The organism is Plantactinospora sp. WMMB334 (assembly GCF_049179095.1).
Classification (GTDB): Bacteria; Actinomycetota; Actinomycetes; order Mycobacteriales; family Micromonosporaceae; genus Plantactinospora.
Genome location: NZ_JBMHME010000002.1, coordinates 6,819,373 through 6,835,850 on the forward strand (window position 1 = coordinate 6,819,373; position 16,478 = coordinate 6,835,850).

Below are 16,478 nucleotides of genomic sequence, written 5' to 3' on the forward strand. Positions count from 1 at the left end.
CTGTCCCTGGATCGCCGCCGACCTCCGACGCAGCTTTCCTTCGCGACTTCGGGGCACTCCCCGATTCGGATAGCGGCGTTTCGGCGCAAGTTCAAAATACCCCGGACGCTCGTTCGCAAAGGAATCCTGCGCCCGCGACTCTCACGCAGTTGGAATAACACGGCCCGCACTCCCTTCGCCTGCTGCACGCTTAATCGCGCCGGGCTGCAGGGATAGACCACGCCGCGCTCGCCGAACCAGATTCAGACTGCAAAGTCCCGAACGGAGGTGCTTAACGGGAAAAACCGGTAGTAGAAACAGGAATCGAATTCAAGCAGAGGAAGGAAGCCATGCGACACATCAAATCGTCAGTCAATCGCACGCTTGCTGGAGCAGTGACATTGGTCATCGCCGGCGGCCACCTGGCTGGCCTGGCTCACCTACTGGCACCTGTGCGTGGTGGCCGTGGTACACACCGCCGCCACCCTGGCCTTCACCTGCGCGAGCGTGGCCACCCGGGAATCGGTGGTACCCGCCGAACGCCGCGCCTGGGCGAACAGCCGCCTCGAGACCACGCATGGACAGCGAACGCCGTCGGCCCGCCCGCCGTCGGCCTGCTCATCTCCTGGATCGGCGCCCCGGCGGTGATGGCGGTCGACACAGTCAGCTTCCTCGCCTCCGCCGCCGGCATCCGCCGGCTGACCACCCCTGAAGACCCGCAGCCACAACCCCGCCGCCGATGGATGTGGAACGGGTTTTCTGCGGGCGGCGCTAGCCTCGTAAGAGTGCCGAAGGTGCGTGGTGAGGGCGCCGGCGTGGGTAGCCTGCGGTGGTGAGTACACCATCCGGCGACTACACGGCGACGCTTCCACGAAAGCGCATGGGCGCCGCGGTTCTGTTCACCGACGCTGCCGGGCGGGCTTTGCTGGTTGAGCCCGCCTACAAGGACTATTGGGAGATCGTCGGCGGGTGCGTCGACGCCGACGAGTCCCCGCGGCAGGCGGCGGTCCGTGAGGTCAAGGAGGAGTTGGGCAAGTCGATCGTCCCCGGCCGGCTGCTGGTGACCGACTGGGTGCCGCCGCGGCCGGGACGCACCGAGGGTGTCATGTTCGTCTTCGACGGTGGCGCCCTCGACGAGCTGGGCACAGCTGACATCCAGCTGCCGCCGGACGAGCTGCGCAGCTGGGCTTGGTGTGACCAGGAGCAGATCCGGGAACGGATGTCGGAGCTGCTGGCCCGCCGGGTGATCGCCGCGCTGCACGCCAAGGCCGAGGGCACGATGTTCGACCTGGAGAACGGCTTTCACACGCACTGACTTGCACAAGCGGCGCGCACCGGGGAGAACGGTGCGCGTCGTCTTGCTGTTCAGGCTGCCTTGTCGTAGCGGTCGGCGGCTGCGGTGCCGGGTCGGATCGGCGCCATCTCGGCGACGGGTTCGGTCAGGAGGGTGACGCCGCCGGAGCGGTAGAGGCTGTCGTGGATGCCGTCGGCGTACAGCAGCCCGGTCAGGTCGGCGCGGGCCTTGGCGATCGGGTGGGCCCGCTGGAACCCGGCCGCCCCGATCAGCGGTGCCAGGTCGGCGACCGCGCGGACGGCGGTGTCGACGCCGGCGGCCTTGCCGACCCTGGCGGCGAAGTCGGCGTGCGGATGCGAGTCAGCGGCCAGGCGGCTGGTCGTGAGCGCCGCCAGCAGCGCGGCGGTGATCTCGGCGTGGGTGCGGCCGAGGACCACCAGGGCGTTGTCGCGTACCCGGGGCAGCACGCCGACCCTGGTCTTCGCGGCCAGGGCGCCGGTGACCAGGGTGTGTGCCCCGGCAGCGGTGCCCAGTGCCGCCGCGGTCACCAGGGGCCGGAACCGGGCGAAGTGGCGCCGGAACACCCCGAGACCGTCTCCGGTCCGGCCGACCAGGTCAGTCGACGGATCGACGGGCACCTCGTGCAGGCGTAGCACGCCCCAGGACCAGCCACCCAGCCCGAACGGCTCGATCACCTCCCGCTCCAGCCGTTGGGAGCCGGCGTCGACGACCGTGGCACTGATCCGGCCATCGGGGTCACGGAAGAACGGGCCTTACCCCCGGAACTTGGACACGAGGTCTATGCGGCTTGTGTGATGGTAGCTGATCTTTCTTGGGTCCGCTCGTAGGTGATCGGGGACTGCTGTCCGAGCCGGGAGTGGCGGCGGACGGTGTTGTAGCGGTGCAGCCAGCGGAAGCTGGTGAGGCGTAACTATTCAGGTCACGCGGCAGTTGTGGGCATCCATGGTCTGCCGAGCAGCGCGTTGCGGAGTTCGGTAGCTGCGCGGAGGCCGTTTTTGCGGATGGTCGAGATGTAGCCGCGGATGGCCAGGAAGGTCTGGGCGCCGGTGAGCGTGCGGAAGCCGCCGCTGACTCTGGTCTTGGACTTGACCATCCGGACGGCTTGTTCCGCGGTGTTGTTCGAGAACGCGACGGTGAAGTCGGCGGCGAACCGCAGGAACTCGGATTTCCGGGCTTGCAGTCGTAACGCCAGGTTGCGGGCCGGTGTCTGTCTGCCGGGCTGGGCGGGATGGACGGCCAGGGCCCGCTCGACGAGGCGGTCGTAGCGTTCGGACAGGTCGTCGTACTTGAATCCGGGGAGCCCGGTGTGGCCCCGATCGCGCCAGTGAGCGGCCCAGCGGTGCGCGTTGCCGAGCAGGGTGACCAGGTCGTCGGCCCAGCCGTCGGCGGCGGCGTGCGGGTCGAACTCGCTGATCCCGGTCGCTTCCCGCAGGATGTGGGCGTTGCACAACGCGTGCGTGCAGGTGGTGAAACTGTCGTAGCCGCTGTACGCGTCGTGCACGGCGATGCCGGTGAAACGGGGCAGGATGCCGAACGCGGTCATCGCCGCGACGGCCCGGCCGTGCTCGTCGATGTGATAGGCGGTCAGCCTGCCGGTCGCGGCCGCGTGCAGCCAGTGGTTACGCCCGGCGACGCGGGTCACCGTCTCATCGAAGTACGCCACGCCCGCGGCGGCGATCGCGTCCTTGATCGCCTCGTTCGCGGGTCCGGCAGCCGCGGCCATCCGGGCACACGCGGTCGTCACCCACCCGGTCGAGACCTCGATCCCGGCCACATCGGCGAGGATCTCGGCCACCCTGGCGACCGGGATGTGGTGCTGCGCGGCCAGATAGGCGGCCAGCATCGTGACCGTCGGCCCGTATACCGCCGGCCCGGTCACCCCGGCCGGCGCCGCCGCACGGGTCCGGGCACCGCAACCGGCACAGACCAGCTGGTGCAGCAGATGCTCGGTGACCCGCACCCGGATATCGGGCACGTCGAACAGCTGCCGCACGACCGGATCCCCGGCCGGCCCGGCCATAGCGGGATCGAGACCGTCACCGCAGGCGCCACACGCGGGCGGGTAATGATCGACCTGCTCATCCGGGACCGGCACCTGCGACAACGCCGTACCCGTACCGCCCGGCTGCTTACCCGGCTTACGGCCGCTACGGCCCCGCATCGATGCCGGCGGCGGCTTGCCCAGCCCGTCCGACGACGGCGGCTTGCTGGAGTTCGTCGAGTTCAATCCCAGCTTGCGCCGCAACTCGGTGTTCTCCGCCCGCAGGACCGCGTTCTCCCGCCGCAACTCGGCGTTCTCCACGACCAGCCGGGCGTTGTCCGCCTCCAGCACACCGACCCGTACGGACAACTCGTCCAGCCGCGCCGTCAGCCCGACAACCAGAACAGCGAGTTCGTCATACGACGGACTCTCACCACCCTGACCAGGCACCACCCCAAGATCATCCCATAGTGGACGCCACGCTCAGAAACAGAGGTCAGCACCACAAATCACGTGACCTGAACAGTCACGGTGAGGCGAGCGTCGCGTTCGTCGGTGAACGCTCGGCGGCCTTGCAGGGTCTCGCGTTTGAAGGTCGCGTTGAACGACTCGGCCAGGGCGTTGTCGGCCGAGGTGCCGACCTTGCTCATCGACTGCCGGACGCCGGCCGCCGCGCAAGCGGCCGCGAAGGCTTTCGATGTGTACTGCTTAGGTTCAAGGGGTCGTTGCAACATTGGCTACTTGTGCCGATTTTAGGTGTTCGGCCAGGGCTTCTGTGGGAGTTTTCCATCCCAGCGTTTTGCGTGGCCGGTTGTTGAGGGCAGCAGCGATGGCGTTGAGGTCGCCGACGGTGTGTCGCGATAGGTCTGTGCCCTTCGGGAAGTATTGGCGTAGCAGCCCGTTGGTGTTCTCATTCGTGCCGCGTTGCCAGGGGCTGTGCGGGTCGCAGAAGTAGATCGCAAGGCCGGTGTCCAGCCGCAGTTGGACGTGTTGGGCCATCTCGGCGCCCTGGTCCCAGGTCAGCGAGCGTCGTAGCTGCTCGGGCAGCCCGGTGATCTGTTCCGCGATCGCGTCGCGGACCGCTTCTGCGCCGTGCCCGGCCAGTGGCGGGCCGTTCTTCACGACGGGTTGCTGGCCGTGTCCTTCCATGCGGGGCAGATGCAGCAGCATCGTGAACCGGGTAGTGCGTTCGACCAGCGTGCCGATCGCGGACCGTTCGAGGCCGATGATCAGTCGGGTAGCGGGGACGCATCGCTGCGTCCCCGCCCCCTCAGAACCGTGCAAGCAGCTGTTCACCGCACACGGCTCAAGCCAGCCCCAAGGGCTCGCGGTCAGGAGCAGGTGCAGGATTCGTCGGCCCGGCGGCTCCAATCCGCCGTTGACAGAGGGTGTGAAGGAGACGGAGTCGTTGAGCGCCCGGTGAGTCACCGCCAGGGAACGCGACGTACTGCTTGGAGATCGCCTTCCTGATGACCACCCGCCACGCTTCCCATTCCTGAGGGCTTCGCGGTGGGTGGTCGGCGTGCAATAGAAGACCTCCGCAGGTCGAACAGCGACCTTGCTGCGCCTGGAGCAGGCGCACGGTGATGCCGTCGACCGGTGGAGGTAGTCCCTTGCGACGCCGTTCGGCCCAGTACGACTCAAGCGCCGGGTCGTCCGGAGACGCCCTGCCCCTGACCAGCTGATGCCGGACGATCTTCGTCCAGGAGAACTTGAGCAGGTAGGCACCGCTGTCGCGGTCGCCGAACACCCACCGGTCCTTCCTGGCCCTGTTGAACCGGCCGAAGTACTTGTCGGATATCCAGTGCTTCGGCTTGTTCGGGTGGCTGCGCTTTGCCCACTTGTAAGCGAGCTTCCACATGTGATTGTCCAGCGCGGTGAAGACCTCACTGGACACCACCGTCCGGTAGTAGGCCGACCAACCCCGAACGATCGGGTTGATCTTCTTGAGCACTGCTCCCGCGTTGGCCCCTCGCAGGGCCAGCATCTCGGTACTCAGCCGTTCCCGGATCCGCCGTTGAGCCGCTGCGCTCGGCTTGATCAGCAACTTGCCGTGATAGCGGCGGACGTTGAATCCCAGGAAGTCGAACCCGCTCTCCGCGTGGACGATGCGAGTCTTGTCCTCGTGGAAGGCGAGCCCCCTGAGCGTCAGCCATGCCGCCAGCCGTTCCTTGACCTGTCCGGCCTGCTCACGGCTGGTGCACATCGCGACAAAATCGTCTGCGTATCTCACCAGCACGGGGCTGCCGCTCTGCACACTCTGTCCCGCACCGGGTTTGATGGAGACATCGAAACCTGGGAGAAGATCTAGCTATGCCCGCACCGAAGAAGTACAGCGATGAGCTGCGTGAGCGTGCGACCCGGTTGGCGGTCGAGGCCCGTCGGGATCCGGCCAGTGCGGTAGGGGCGATCCGGCGGATCGCCGGCCAGCTCGGGGTGCACCCGGAGGCGTTGCGTGGGTGGGTGAAGAAGTCCGAGACCGACGCCGGTGACCGGCCGGGTACCACCAGCAGCGACGCGGAACGCCTGGCCGCGTTGGAGCGGGAGAATCGTGAGCTTCGGCGGGCGAACCAGATCCTGCGCTCCGCGGCGTCTTTCTTCGCGGCCGAGTTGGACCGGCCGTCGCGGTGAAGGTCGCGTTCGTCGACTCGCAGAAGGCCGAACACGGTGTCCAGCCGGTCCTGCAGGCGCTGCAAGGCACGCCAGCCGAGATCGCTCCGTCGACCTACTACGCCGTCAAGACCCGCCCCGCCTCGGCCCGATCGAGGCGTGATGAGGAGTTGACCGCGCTGATCGAACAGATTCACGCGGCCAACTACGGCGTGTACGGGGCTCGCAAGATCTGGCACGAGCTGCGCCGCCAGGGTGTCGAGGTGGCCCGGTGCACGGTCGAGCGGCTGATGCGCGAGTCCGGGCTGCGCGGGCTGCTGCGCGACAAGGCACCGCGGACGACCCGCCCGGCAGCCGAGACCAGCCGCCCGGGAGACCTGGTCAAACGTGACTTCACCGCGCACCATCCGAACCAGTTGTGGGTCGCCGATCTGACCTACGTGCGCACCAGCGTGGGCTGGGTGTACGCCGCGTTTCTGTGGAATCAGTGATTTTCAATGGCCTGGCTGTGGGTGACGCTGAGGATGGGTAGCAGGGTGGCGGTGGTGGGGATGCCGAGCTGGCGTGCGGTGGGTCCGGCGGGGGTTGGGGTGTCGGCGAGTCGGCTGATGAGCGTGTCGAGGGCGGCCTGGCCGTCGTGGACGGCGGCGCGTTCGTCGTCGGTGAGTGGGATCGAGGCGCGCATGCGCTGCAGGTTGGTCTTGGCCTCCAGCAGCTGGGCCTTGGTGGAGTCCTTGGGGGTGTAGAAGTCGCAGCGGGCGCAGGCCATGCGGTGAGGGCATTGTTCGAAGAAGGTGTAGCTGCAGTAGCCGTGGCCGAGGTCGTAGTGCTGCCAAGGTGTTCCGGTGGTGGCGGTGCCGGTGGTGACGGCGTCGCGGTCGATGAGGACTTCGATGGTGCGTAGGTTTCGGGCGAAGTAGCCGGCCTCGGTGTATGCCTTGGTCAGGGTGGCCGGGGTGATCTTCGCGTAGTGCTGGGTGCTGTTCGGGCTGCGGTGGCCCAGCCAGGCTTGCAGCTCGAACAGGGTCATCGGTTCTTTGGCGTTGTAGAGCTGGCTGGCGATGGTGGAGCGGGCCCGGTGGCTGGTGATGGTGCCGCGGACGTCGCTGGTGGGCACGTTCGCCTTGGCACATAGCGTCGGGATGAGGGTGCGGTTGATGTACTCCTTGGCGACCGGGTGGGCGCGGGTGGAAAACAGCAGGTCGACGTGTTCGCTGGTCTTGCGGTCGTGCCGCTTGGGTTGGACGGGTCGGATGTTCTGCCAGGCGTCGATGGCCTGGCCGACGATCGGGTCGACGGGCTTGGTGAACGCGGTGCCGGTCTTGTGCACGGGGACGTCGAGTAGGCAGACGGCGTCCTCGGCGAGCACGTCGCGGGAGTCGCCAGCGATGGGGGTTCCGTTGTGCTGCCAGCGGATGCAGCCGACGCGGAGCCGGGTGAGTTCGTCGCTGCGTAGGCCGGCGAACAGCCAGGTCAGTGCCAGTGCGCGGGTCAGCTCGATCGGGTAGTAGCTGCCGGCGGCGGTGCCGAGCAGGTCGGTGGTCTGCAGGTTGAGCCCGGCCCACAGCAGCTTGGCCCACACGTCGTCGGCGATGACGCGGGGGTTGGTGCCGATCAGGGCGGCGACGCTGCGCGGGACGGCGAGCGCGCGGGCTGGGTCGAACCTGCGGGGGATCCACTCCCACTCCTGCAGGTCGCGGAAGAAGGTGCGGGTGCCCATCAGGATGTGGGCCTTGGTGCGCGGGGCGATCGGCGCGCCGATGCGCTCGTGCAGGTGGTCGCGGCGGCCGACCCAGTCACCGACGGTCATCCGGTCCACCGCGGCGACCCAGGCAGCGCAGATGGCGCGGGTCCACCGGCGTGGGTCGACCGCATCGGGATGTTCGGCGGCCAGCCACCGTCCGGTCTTGGCCATGTTGCAGCGGATGTTGGCGCGGACGTCGGGTGTCAGCGCCGAGGTGTCGTACCAGCGTTGCAGAACCTGCGCCCAGGCCGCCGGGACGCCGGGCAACCCCGGCGCGTGGTTGAACCCGGGACGCACCGGAGGCTGGCAGTGGCCGAGGCCGGCAACCGCGCGTTGCAGCGTGTAGAGCGTGGTCGGGTGACGTCCGGTGCTGGCCGGGTGCGTGTGCAGGCCGGCGAACGCCCCAGTGGTCAGGTCCTCCAGCCGCGGGCTGCGGTTGATCAGCAGAGCCTGGGCCAGGATCCCGGGTAACCGGTAGCGGCCCTCGGAGTCGGTCTGGCTGCGGTAGCCCCACCCCTGCGTGATCGTGCTTACCGACTCCATCGCCGCGGCGACCGGCTGCTCACCGAAGACCAGGTGCGCCAAGTGCAGCCGGTTGAAGTTGCCCACGTGCTGGTAGTCGGTGAACCCGCCCAGCAGCCAGCCCAGCGCGAGCAGGAAAGGGCGCACCGTGACCTCGGTCGGTAGTGGCTGCGCGTCGCGGAACGCCCGGCTGCTGGCGCCGACCAGCCGGGCCCAGTCCCAGCTGGTCCACCCCCACCACGTCCGGCCCACGGTGGCGCAACCGCCGAGCACGATCGCGGTGGCCTGCCGGCCGGCACGGCCGAACCGGACCGGGTCGCCGTGAGCGTCGTGAAGGGCGGCGCAGGCGGCGTCCAAAGGTTCGACCAGCCGCGACAACGCTCGCCACGACAGGGCAGTGCGCCGGGGCACGCCACGGCAGCGGTTGCGGCGCAACGCCTTCGCGTCCAGCGCGACCAACGCCGCGGCCTCACCCGGGGACAGCCGCGGCCGGCGGTCCCATCCGTCCGAACCCTCAACGAGAGCAGCGTGGTCTACTGCAGACGATCCGCCGGTAGAAAGGCGTAGCGGCGCGGTGCTCATTGGCCGGTCCCGTCCAGCGCGGCGAGGGCAGCGACCCGCCACGCGTGCAGTTGTGACATCGACGCGGCCAACCGCGCGGACAGGTCCCGGCCGGACAGGTGGATATAGCGCATCGTCGACTCGGTGCTGCGGTGGCCCGCGAAAGTGGCGATCGCATGGATCTCCCAGCCCATCCGAGCCAGGTCAGTCAGGCACAGATGCCGCGTGGTGTGGGTGGAAAACCGCGGCGTCTGCGCGGCCAGCGCGATGCGCCGCACGACCTTCGACCACGTCCACAACGTCAGCGCCTGGCCATGATTGCGGCGCGACTCGGACAAGAACAACGCGCCGCGCATCCGGCTGACCGTCGCCCGGTGGGCCAGATACCCCGACAACAGCGCACCGGTCACCGCCGAGTAGGGCACCACCCGTTCCAACCTGTTCTTGGTCGTCTCTGCCCGCACCCGCACCATCCGGTGCCCTGGATCCAGATCGTCGGTGCGCAGCGAGCACAGCTCCTCCCGGCGCAGACCGCAGTCGTAGGCCAGCGCCAGCATCACCCGGGTGCGCGCCGACTCGCTCCGCACAACGTCCAAGATGGACAGCCACTGTTCATCGGTCGGAATCCACGGCAGCTTCGTCAACCGCGGCACCAGACCCCGCTGCCCACCGCCGAACGTGCGGCCCGCCGTATACCGGCCACGCCCGACCGGGTTCGACTGGCGCACTCCTTCCTCCATCAGGAAGTCGTAGAACAGCCGCACCGGCACCAGCCGCTGCTGGATCGTCGCGTTCGCCAGCCCAGCGCCCGACTCGATCGACACCACGTTGACGCCGAGACGGCCCGGCCGCCGCGTCAGCTCACGCACGTAGACCGCCACGTCCGCCCGACCCGCCGTCAGCGGATCGACGCCAAGCCGCTCACACATCTCCAGGTACTCGGCCAGCCCGCGCCCGTACGCGTCGATGGTGCGCGCCGCCCGACCCAGATCGACCCAGACCTGCAGCCACACCGCGGCCATCTCATGCCGGTCGAGTACCGGCCACCGCTCCACCAACTCCACGGTCGCTCAACGCCGCCACCACCCCAGCCGTGAGGCAAGAGTCAGCCACCAGACAGATTCCACATAACAGCAGATTCCACGTAACTTAGAGGTAGAGGAACCCGCGTTCACCGACCGGCAGGTAGGTGATGTCACCGACGTAACGCTGGTTGACCGCGGGGGCGGTGAAGTCCCGGCTGATCAGGTCCGCAGCCTTGACCGCGGCCGGATCCGGGATGGTGGTCCGGGTACGGCGACGCAGCCGCAAGCCCTGCACACCGATCGAGCGCATCACCCGTTCGACGCGCTTGTGGTTGACCGCGGTGCCGCCGTCGCGGAGCTCGGCGGTGATCCGCGGTGCCCCGTAGGTGTTGTCGGCCGCGTGGACCTTGCGGATCTGCCGGGCCAGCACGAGGTCGGCGGCCTGCCGGGCCGCCCGTGCCGGCGCGGTGGACGTCCAGTAGTAGTAGCTCGACCGAGCCACCCCGAGGACCTGGCACAACCGCTTCACGCCGTAGCGCTGCTGGTGGTCGGCGACGAACTGGAAGCGGTTCACCAGCGCGTCTCCCCGGCGAAATACCGGGCCGCCTTGCGCAGGATGTCGCGTTCCTCCTCCAGCTCCCGGACCCGCCGCCGCAGCTCGGCGTTCTCCGCCTCGACCGAGCCCGGCTCCGGCTTGGCCGCCGCTGCGGCAGGCCGCCCGGACCCACGGTCACGGCGCTGGTCGTCGGCGCGAACCCAGCTGCGCAGTGTCTCCCGGTTGACGCCGAGATCGTCGGCGACCTCCGCGATCGTGGTACCCGGCCTCGACCGGTACAACGCCACCGCGTCGGCCTTGAACTGTGCGGGATAGTGCTTGTTCGCCATGCTGTTCCAGGACTCCTGATCTACCCGGACCTCACGATCCAAGGTTCAAGTGTCCAAGATCAAGGGGTAAGGCCCCCGCGCCTTGACCTGCTTCTACCAGGCCCTTCTGGTGCTGATCTGGTTCCGCAAAGGCGAGGATATCGCGCTGCTGGGCGCCGGGTTCGGCATCTCCCGGGCGACCGCCTACCGATACGTGGCCGAAGGCGTCGCCGTCCTCGCCGCCCAAGCGCCTGGTCTGCACGACGCGTTGCGTCGGATCGCCGACGACGGCTGGTCGTACGTGATCCTGGACGGCAAGCTGTTCGACTGCGACCGGCTCGCCGAGACCACGCGCAGCGTCAAGGGCGACACCATCGACGCCTGGTACTCCGGAAAGCACCGTGACTTCGGCGCGAACATCCAAGCCGTCATGCGTCCCGACGGACTGCCGGTATGGACCTCCGACGCGATGCCCGGACACCTACACGACCTGTCCTGCGCTCAACACCTGGGCGTCACCGCGGCCCTGAACTGGGCCGCCGCGGAACTTGCTTTGCCCGCTCTGGCGGACGCCGGCTACGAAGGGGCAGGTCACGGCATCAAGACCCCGGTCAAGCAACCCGCCGACGGCCACCGGCTCCACATCAGCAACCGTGCCTACAACCGGCTGCTACGCGGCCTGCGCTGGCAAGGCGAACGCGGCTTCGCGATCCTGATCGGACGCTGGAAAACCCTACGGCACACCACCGCGAGCCCACGCCGTATCGGCGACATCGTCGCCGCAGCCCTGCACCTGACTCACTTCGAATACAAATACCTACCCGACAGTCGCTGAGATCAACTCACTGCACCTGCCCACGGGCGACGAGCCGTCCGAGGCCATCTCGCCGCCGGCGACTTGATCCGTTCCGGAAGACACGCGTCGATCACCCACATGAAAACCGCAGCCCTCGGCTGCCCCATAACCCCGGAGGAGCCACCCCACCATGGCGGAAGGACCCATCCAAAAGCTCTGCACCTGCCGCAACAGCAACGGCAAGAAATTCGGCACCAAGTGCCCCCAACTGCGCCGCCCGGGCGGGGGGTGGAGCCCCGCCCACGGCAGCTGGGGATACCAACTCGAACTGCCCCCCAAAGCCAACGGAGCGCGCCGACAACTGCGCCGCTACACCTTCGACAGCTCAAAGGCGGCCGACGCCGACCGCACCAAGGCCAAAGACCTCCTCGCCCTGGCCGGCGGCGACGCCACCATCGCGATCGAGATCGCCGACCTGCTCCAAGAACTCAAGCGCGGACAGCCCCTGCCCGACCGCGAAGTCATCGCCAAACGGATCCGTGCCGGAGTGCCCGCCACAGCCGACATGACCGTCGGCGAGTACCTCACCCAGTGGCTCGCGTCCCGCCGCAAGGTCGAACCGGGCACGGTGCGCTCCTACGAGTCGCACATGCGCGTGCACCTCGTCCCCCACCTCGGCGCCATCGGCATCCAGCAACTGCGCGTCGAGCACATCTCCGCGATGTTCACCGCGATCGCCGAACGCAACACCGCCATCGAACTCACCCGCCAAAGCGACGACCCGCAGATCCGAGCCAGTGTCAGAGGGTTGCGGACCACGGGCCCGGCCACCCAGGAACGCATCCGCGCCACACTGCGCAAGGCGCTCAACGACGCGATCAGCCACACGAACCGGCGGCTGATCGACTTCAACCCGGCCGAGCACGTCGAACTGCCCTCGGCACCGAAGCACAAGCCGAAGGTATGGACCGACAAGCGAGTCCAGCAGTGGCGCAAGACCGGGGAAAAGCCCCACCCGGTTATGGTGTGGACCCCCGAACAGGCCGGTGCGTTCCTCGACTACGCCGAAGCCCACGACATCATCCTCTACCCGATCCTCGTGGGCATCATGCACCGTGGCATGCGCCGCGGTGAGGCACTCGGACTGCGCGACGACACCGTCGACCTCGACAACGCCCTCGCGACGGTGGACCTGCAACGCACCGTCAACGGATACGACCCGGTCGACAAAAAGGTCAAATCCGAGGCCGGTGATCGCACCTTCGCCCTCGACCGTCACACCGTCGCCGCATGGCGCGCCTACCTCGCCCGCCGTGCCCGCTGGCAACTGGTCTGCGGCAGTGAATGGCCCGACACCGGATTCTTTTTCGTCCAGCCCAACGGCGACAAATGGCATCCCGACGCCGTCAGCAAACGCTTCAACCGGCTCGTACGCGACTCCAGACTGCCGCCGGTCCGCCTACACGACCTACGACACTGCGCCGCGACGTACCTCAAGGCCTCAGGCGCCGACCTCAAAGACGTCCAGGAACTGCTCGGCCACTCCACCCACACCATCACCGCCGACACCTACACCTCCGTACTCGTCGAACAACAGGTGGAGCGGAACAAGCACGAGGCCGCCGCGAACCTGGTTCCCCGCCAACGACGACGAGGCCGGGCAGCGTAAATCCGATCATGTGGGCGGCGCGCGCCGGGTGTGGGTCAACTCGCAAAGCTGACCCGCACCCGGGCGCCTCCGCTCAAGCACCGTCACATGTGCCCCACCGCCGATGCACGTGCTACGTACGCTCATGGCCGAAACTCATCAACAATGCGCCCCGGCCAGCCCATTTCCCGAGGGCGCTGTCCAGCCTTCCCGGCACACAAAGGCCCAAGACGACCTTGCCCGCCGACCGACGTGCTGCCGAACGCGCCGCAGGGCGGCTCGCGGTCGGCGCACCGGCACGGCTGGTAGGAAGCCGATGCGGCCCACGCCAACCTGGGCCGCACCGCGACGCCGAGTCGCCGATCGGGGGCACGGGGGTGCGGGGCGTGGCACCAGCTCTCCGATCAACACCTCGGAACGTTGCCCTCGCAGCAGGCCCACCACCGCGCCCTGGCCACAGATCAAGGTTAATCACTACGACTGCGGCACGCCTGTCGGATCCGCCTAAAAACCTGAACCGGCGTTGACGATGCCGGGCTGGGCTGGACTACCGCGACGGCATCCCCGGCAGCCGTGTATCGATCGGGGCCGCCCCGTCACACGCGGATCCCCGCCAGTCGTCACCTGAATGATCGGGCGCCCGGGTGGCCACCCCAGGCGCCCACTGAAGAGCCCTCGATGTCGTTGCAGGTGGCACCGACGTCAACCAGGCGACCGCAGTGGCTGGCGTGAGCGGCCCGCGCTGGTGACACCCGACGGCGCCGACCAGCGGACAACGAGCTTCGCGCTGTGCTGGAGGCCGCCAATGTTGAAAGTTGAGCCAGCCGAGAAGACAGCCTTCCAAGCGTTGGCAGACACGGAACACGGAACGTGAGGTTCACGTTCGTGCTGCCCACCACCAACGAACCTCGCTACTACGGCCCTGTCCGTTGCGACCTCCGCCACCGAGGCGCTGTGAACCGCAATTCAATCGATTAGATTGCTATCTATACACCCAGGTCGGGGGCGATTTCTGTAGGCCGCCGGGGACTCGAACCCCGAACCTATGGATTAAAAGTCCACAGCTCTGCCAATTGAGCTAGCGGCCCGCCGCAACAAGGCTACCCGAGGCTCCGCCGAGCGGGCGCGTGGCTATCTCAGAGGGGAACTCGCCGACCTTACGCGCTCCCACCACAGCCGGTGGGCCGCGTCGGCCAGGTCGGTGGCGGCGGATGGGCCGTTGCTGGCGGTAGCCGGCGCTGAAGGCGGTGACACGGGCGAGGTCGAGTCCGCGCTCGTCGCCGTAGCTGAACAGCAGCGTCGCGGAGCGGACGACCTCTTGCCCGAGGGTGCGTACGCCGAGTCGGTCCCAGTCGAGTACGGCTGACACGCCGCCCTGATCCCACAGCTGGTTGGTGTGCTGGTAGTCGCCGTGGGTGTAGCCGCAGGGCCTGACCGGCATCCCCGTGGCGGGTCGCTGCCCGGCCGCTTGCTCGACCAGTTGGCGACGCTGGTGCAGTTGCGTCTGGGCATAGCGGTCGAAGTCGTCGCGGTCCCGCCGCCGGGCGGTCACGTCGAGATACTGATCGATCTTGGCATGGGCGGTCGACGGGTCGGTCGGCACGGCGGCGAGGTGGTCCGGGACGGGTGGCATGACCTCGCCGAGGCCGACGTGCAGTCGGCCCAGGGGCGTGCCGAGGGTGGCGGCCTCGGCACGGGTCAGGGTCAGGCCGTGGCGGTGAGCGCCGGTGGCCCAGGGCACGACCGTGTAGACAGCGGCGTCGAGGATGACCACGAGCGGCGCGGGTACGGGCAGGCCGAGGCCGGCCAGCGCGGTGGTGGCGCGGTGGTGGCGCGGTGCTGTCGGCGGGCCGCAGTGGCGTCGACGTCTAGGACCTGCTTGACCGCCCAGGTGCCGGTCGTGGTGGTGACGCGCCAGTTGCGGTTCATCAAGGCCCTCGGTGACCACGCTGGTCCTGGTGACGGGGCCGAGCCGGAAGGCGTCGACCACCTGCCGCAATGTGCTCTGATTCATGGTGGTGTCGCCCGCGCCGGCGTCGGTGGACCGCATCGGCAACTCATACCAGCCGTGCCGCGGCGGCGATACGAGCCACGCCACGAGGTGCGAGGGCCGTCACCGCCCCGGCGTTCGTTCTATCCCACCGTGGGTTACAGGGGCGTCCCGACGCGGTTACTGGAGCGCCGGCGGGCCGAGGTGGTCAACGACGCAGAGGGTTGACCGCGTCTGGCAGGAGACCGCGCCCAGACGCGACGCGTCGGGCCGTGGGGCGGCCGGCCGCGCGCCGTCTGTCGGGCTTCGGGACGAGCCGGCGCCCCGCCGCGGGTTGCCCCTGCCGCGCGGCTGGCCGAGCCCTACCTGCTGTCCACCGACCAGTTCCACCGGGCGCTGTTCCGCGAGCTGCGCACAGCCCAGAATCGGCTGACGATCCTGCACCGGCTGTAGGTGCTGCACCGCTTCGCCTGGTCCGCCGCCGACGGCCCCCGGAAACCTCCTACCTGTACACGCTCGGCCCGATCGGCCTGCGGCGACACCCGACCGCCTACGCCGACCCCGACGACCTCGGACTGAAAGCGCCATGCTCGAGCATCGACCGCGCCGAACGGATCGCGCACAGCCGCCGCCTCAACCACCTGCTCGGCATCAACCAGTTCTTCGCCGACCTGCACTCCAAGACCCCTCAACCGGCCCGATCGTCGGCTGCTGAACTGGTGGTCCGAACAGCACGCGACCGCCCACTACAGCACCAACGAACGCACCCAGGTCGGCACCAAGGCGATCAAGGTGTTCCCCGACGGGCACGGCGTGTGGAGAGCCGGCGACGACGCCGAAGGCTCGGACGTCGACGGCTGCGACACCGGCGACTTGCGAACTGCGGAAAGTCGAGCGTCCATCTGTTCTGGTCACCACCTGGGCGGGTCACGGGAACGTCTCCCTGCGCGCTCCCTGGCCCGGCACCACCCGGGTGGTGCCCCTTCTCGACGTGTCGATCGCCGCGAAAGGGCCCATGCCATGCGCGACCCCCGCTCGCCGTCCGCCACCGACCCACCGGTTCCGCCTCACGTCGGCGACATCCTGCTGTGGCGGCTGGCGGTCGACGTCGCCGCCGCGCACCAATCCGGCCCCGACGGCCGCTGCACCAACCTGCTGTGCGCACCCGAGCCGACCTATCCGTGCCGGCCCGCCGCCACCGCACAGCGAGCGGCGCACGCCGCCGGAAGCCGGACACCTGTCGCGCGAGGCCGCGCTCCGGTACCGCCGGCCGCCGTCATTGGCCCCAGCCGCGCTGATCGGTACGGCAGCGGCTGCCGGACAGCCAACTGGCCCTGAGCCGTATCAGCGCGACGTGTGGCCGCCACCGCTGCGCCGCCCCGCCGCAGAGCGAGCCGCCTGACCTTCGCACAACGACGCCCAGTCCGCCCCTGTCACGCCGCC

Annotated in this window: 13 protein-coding genes, 1 tRNA gene and 2 pseudogenes; 6 read left to right on the forward strand and 10 right to left on the reverse strand. The window is 68.6% G+C overall.

The genetic code is table 11. The features are described 5' to 3' along the window. Positions 1-811 precede the first annotated feature (811 nt). Positions 812-1,294: an NUDIX domain-containing protein gene (locus ACN27G_RS29540; RefSeq protein WP_421495978.1), complete on the forward strand. Its 483-nt coding sequence runs from the start codon at positions 812-814 to the stop codon at positions 1,292-1,294. Between the two features lie 50 nt (positions 1,295-1,344). Here the strand turns inward: ACN27G_RS29540 and ACN27G_RS29545 are convergent, their stop codons facing one another. The 5 genes and pseudogenes from ACN27G_RS29545 to ACN27G_RS29565 form a co-directional block, all read right to left on the reverse strand. Next, positions 1,345-1,968, reverse strand: coding sequence for an acyl-CoA dehydrogenase family protein (locus tag ACN27G_RS29545; protein WP_421495979.1), 624 nt, complete (start codon positions 1,966-1,968; stop codon positions 1,345-1,347). Between the two features lie 245 nt (positions 1,969-2,213). After that, the gene (gene tnpC, locus ACN27G_RS29550; RefSeq protein WP_421495980.1) at positions 2,214-3,728 is read right to left on the reverse strand and encodes an IS66 family transposase; all 1,515 of its coding nucleotides are present in this window, start codon (positions 3,726-3,728) and stop codon (positions 2,214-2,216) included. Positions 3,729-3,784: 56 nt separating this feature from the next. Beyond that, on the reverse strand, positions 3,785-4,009 hold the full coding sequence (locus tag ACN27G_RS29555) for an integrase core domain-containing protein (protein WP_421495981.1): 225 nt from the start codon (positions 4,007-4,009) through the stop codon (positions 3,785-3,787). Then, positions 3,990-4,508 (reverse strand): annotated as a pseudogene (locus ACN27G_RS29560) (IS30 family transposase); the annotation flags it as partial. The gene ACN27G_RS29555 and the pseudogene ACN27G_RS29560, both read right to left, overlap by 20 nt. A gap of 73 nt (positions 4,509-4,581) precedes the next feature. Continuing rightward, positions 4,582-5,532, reverse strand: a complete 951-nt coding sequence (locus ACN27G_RS29565; RefSeq protein WP_421495982.1) for a group II intron maturase-specific domain-containing protein — start codon at positions 5,530-5,532, stop codon at positions 4,582-4,584. A gap of 56 nt (positions 5,533-5,588) precedes the next feature. On the opposite strand from ACN27G_RS29565, the gene ACN27G_RS29570 reads away from it, so the two are divergent. Beyond that, positions 5,589-5,906, forward strand: a complete 318-nt coding sequence (locus tag ACN27G_RS29570) for a transposase (RefSeq protein WP_421495983.1) — start codon at positions 5,589-5,591, stop codon at positions 5,904-5,906. Then, a complete protein-coding gene (locus tag ACN27G_RS29575; protein ID WP_421495984.1) occupies positions 5,903-6,376 on the forward strand; it encodes an IS3 family transposase in 474 nt (157 codons plus the stop codon). The genes ACN27G_RS29570 and ACN27G_RS29575 overlap by 4 nt, the downstream gene beginning before the upstream one ends. On the opposite strand, the gene ACN27G_RS29580 is transcribed toward ACN27G_RS29575, so the two are convergent. The 3 genes and pseudogenes from ACN27G_RS29580 to ACN27G_RS29590 all read right to left on the reverse strand — a co-directional run. After that, positions 6,370-8,610, reverse strand: a complete 2,241-nt coding sequence (locus tag ACN27G_RS29580; protein ID WP_421490903.1) for a tyrosine-type recombinase/integrase — start codon at positions 8,608-8,610, stop codon at positions 6,370-6,372. The two genes, ACN27G_RS29575 and ACN27G_RS29580, sit on opposite strands and share 7 nt — an antisense overlap. 119 nt (positions 8,611-8,729) lie before the next feature. Further along, positions 8,730-9,776, reverse strand: a complete 1,047-nt coding sequence (locus ACN27G_RS29585; protein ID WP_421490902.1) for a tyrosine-type recombinase/integrase — start codon at positions 9,774-9,776, stop codon at positions 8,730-8,732. Positions 9,777-9,864: 88 nt separating this feature from the next. Then, a pseudogene (locus ACN27G_RS29590) lies at positions 9,865-10,622 on the reverse strand (IS3 family transposase); the annotation flags it as partial. 82 nt (positions 10,623-10,704) lie between these two features. Here ACN27G_RS29590 and ACN27G_RS29595 point away from each other — a divergent pair. Both ACN27G_RS29595 and ACN27G_RS29600 read left to right on the forward strand, forming a co-directional pair. Then, a complete protein-coding gene (locus ACN27G_RS29595; protein WP_421495985.1) occupies positions 10,705-11,436 on the forward strand; it encodes a transposase family protein in 732 nt (243 codons plus the stop codon). 151 nt (positions 11,437-11,587) lie between these two features. Next, entirely contained in the window at positions 11,588-13,066 is a 1,479-nt protein-coding gene (locus ACN27G_RS29600) for a tyrosine-type recombinase/integrase (RefSeq protein ID WP_421495986.1), read from the forward strand. 994 nt (positions 13,067-14,060) lie between these two features. Here ACN27G_RS29600 and ACN27G_RS29605 read toward each other — a convergent pair. Together ACN27G_RS29605 and ACN27G_RS29610 are read right to left on the reverse strand one after the other, a co-directional pair. Beyond that, a tRNA-Lys gene (locus tag ACN27G_RS29605) sits at positions 14,061-14,133 on the reverse strand. Next, complete coding sequence (locus ACN27G_RS29610) at positions 14,124-15,095, reverse strand: phosphotransferase (RefSeq protein WP_421495987.1); 972 nt, start codon at positions 15,093-15,095, stop codon at positions 14,124-14,126. The genes ACN27G_RS29605 and ACN27G_RS29610 overlap by 10 nt, the downstream gene beginning before the upstream one ends. Between ACN27G_RS29610 and ACN27G_RS29615 the strand changes: the two genes are divergently transcribed. Next, positions 15,044-16,333, forward strand: a complete 1,290-nt coding sequence (locus ACN27G_RS29615) for a replication-relaxation family protein (protein ID WP_421497500.1) — start codon at positions 15,044-15,046, stop codon at positions 16,331-16,333. The two genes, ACN27G_RS29610 and ACN27G_RS29615, sit on opposite strands and share 52 nt — an antisense overlap. Positions 16,334-16,478: the final 145 nt, after the last annotated feature.

Bases quoted from the DNA above. Each gene is read 5' to 3' on its own strand.
- ACN27G_RS29555 (WP_421495981.1), bottom strand. From the start codon at position 4,009: ATGTTGCAACGACCCCTTGAACCTAAGCAGTACACATCGAAAGCCTTC.
- ACN27G_RS29570 (WP_421495983.1), top strand. From the start codon at position 5,589: ATGCCCGCACCGAAGAAGTACAGCGATGAGCTGCGTGAGCGTGCGACC.
- ACN27G_RS29600 (WP_421495986.1), top strand. From the start codon at position 11,588: ATGGCGGAAGGACCCATCCAAAAGCTCTGCACCTGCCGCAACAGCAAC.
- ACN27G_RS29615 (WP_421497500.1), top strand. From the start codon at position 15,044: ATGTGCTCTGATTCATGGTGGTGTCGCCCGCGCCGGCGTCGGTGGACC.
- ACN27G_RS29610 (WP_421495987.1), bottom strand. From the start codon at position 15,095: ATGCGGTCCACCGACGCCGGCGCGGGCGACACCACCATGAATCAGAGC.